This window comes from Sulfuricaulis sp., assembly GCF_049587675.1.
Taxonomy (GTDB): domain Bacteria; phylum Pseudomonadota; class Gammaproteobacteria; order Acidiferrobacterales; family Sulfurifustaceae; genus Sulfuricaulis.
In genome coordinates this window covers 1-2,029 of the sequence record NZ_JBAVEJ010000189.1, presented here as the reverse complement: position 1 = coordinate 2,029, position 2,029 = coordinate 1, and the positions used below count along the sequence as shown (strand labels likewise).

Genomic DNA, 2,029 nt, shown 5'->3' with positions numbered 1-2,029 from the left:
GTTCCAGCCGCGCAAGGTACAGCGATCGGGATTGTGGGACGCGGTCGAGGGCCGGGTGCTGATTTATCTGCACAAAGAGCAAGTGCTCGCTGACGTCGAACAGCGTTACCCGGCTCGCCATTACGTCATGGTGGACGACAAGCTGCGCATTCTGGCGGCGGTGAAAAAAGTCTGGGGAGATCGTCTGACCACCGTCTTCCCACGTCAGGGCCACTACGCGCTCGATCCTGGAAATATCGCCGCCTATCCGCACGCTGCTATCACGATTGAGCGTATCGGTGAGCTGATCAATGTCGATTTTTCCACCTTGCTCGGCAGCTCCAAAGACGGCGGCACGCGATAGGCGATGTGATGAAAGCCACACAACAGCTGCACGATCTCGGTCAAAGCCGCTGCATCACGCGCGACTGCTGACCAGTGGCACGCTACGCCGCAGCCAGGGAACAGGTGGTGTACCATGCAACAAGGAGATTGAAAACCTGTGAGCGCATGTTTGATGGCCGCGCGCAATGGCACAAGTAGATACTAAATTATTCATTCGAGGAGTACACCATGTTGGTGACTTTTACGACCGATGCCTACGCCGACATCACCATGTTCAGGGATGTCGCGCTAGCCATGCTGAAAATGATGGGACACAGCGCAACCGTTCCCGGCGCGATTCTGGCGGCAGATGTTCCTGCGGCCCTGAGCCGGTTAACAGCCGCTATCGATGCAGAAAAAGCCTCTCCGCCAGTTGAGGACAAGGATGCGGATGAGCCGTTGGTCAGCATGGCTAATCGAGCGCTGCCTCTCATTAATCTTCTTGCTGCCGCAGCAAAGGCAGAATCCGACGTAATGTGGAAATGAAAATAAGTCCATTGGCAGGGAAGCCCGCTCCGCCGACGATGCTCGTCAATGTACCCAGACTCATCACGGCCTACTACTCCAATATGCCCGACGCTTCGGTGTCCGGGCAAAGAGTTGCATTTGGCACCTCGGGGCATCGTGGTTCCGCGTTCGAAAATAGCTTCAACGAATCGCATGTTCTTGCCATCAGTCAGGCCATCTGCCAGTACCGCAAGCAGCAGCGTATCGATGGCCCACTGTTTCTGGGGATCGACACGCACGCGCTTTCGGAACCGGCGTTTACCAGTGCGCTCGAAGTGCTGGCGGCCAACGGTGTGGACGTCATGCTCGCGGACAAGGGCGAATATACGCCCACGCCGGTGATTTCTCACGCCATACTCGCTTACAACCGCGGCCGCGATACCGGGCTGGCGGACGGCATCGTCATAACGCCTTCGCACAATCCGCCCGACAACGGCGGCTTCAAGTACAACCCGCCCAACGGCGGGCCGGCGGACAACGACGTCACCGGATGGATCGAAGCCCGGGCCAATGAGTTTCTGCAAAGCGGCCTTGAGGGTGTGAAACGAATGTCTTTCGAGAAGGCGCTGCACGCGGCCACGACGCACCGCCACGACTATCTCAACGCTTACGTTAGCGATCTCGGCAGCGTGCTCGATATGGATGCGATTCGCGGCGCGAACATCAGGATGGGCGTGGATCCGCTCGGTGGCGCCGGTGTCCATTATTGGGGCCCGATTGCCGAACGCTATGGCTTGAATCTCACGGTGGTGAACGACGTCGTCGATCCGACCTTCCGATTCATGACGGTCGATTGGGACGGTCAGATCCGCATGGATCCATCCTCGTCCTACGCCATGCAGCGCTTGATCGACCTCAAGGATCGCTTCGACATCGCCTTCGCCTGCGACACCGACCACGATCGGCACGGGATCGTCACCCGGAACGCGGGTTTGCTGCCGCCCAATCATTACCTCTCGGTCGCCATTTTCTACCTCTTTCAGCATCGACCGAAGTGGAGCAAGTCAGTGGCCGTCGGTAAGACGGTAGTAAGTAGCCAGATGATCGATCGCGTCACGGCCAAGCTTGGTCGCAAGCTCTACGAGGTGCCCGTCGGTTTCAAGTGGTTTGTGGATGGCTTGCTCGACGGCTCGCTTGGTTTCGGCGGTGAAGAGAGCGC

At 58.3% G+C, this 2,029-nt stretch carries 2 protein-coding genes and 1 pseudogene; all 3 read left to right on the top strand.

Translation table 11 applies throughout. The features are described 5' to 3' along the window. Positions 1-343, top strand: a pseudogene (locus WB402_RS09815) (HAD family hydrolase); the annotation flags it as partial. Between the two features lie 209 nt (positions 344-552). Then, entirely contained in the window at positions 553-849 is a 297-nt protein-coding gene (locus WB402_RS09810; RefSeq protein ID WP_424207364.1) for a DUF1840 domain-containing protein, read from the top strand. After that, positions 846-2,029, top strand: a 1,184-nt coding sequence (locus WB402_RS09805; protein WP_424207362.1) for an alpha-D-glucose phosphate-specific phosphoglucomutase, incomplete at its 3' end; no start/stop codon positions are given. The genes WB402_RS09810 and WB402_RS09805, both read left to right, overlap by 4 nt.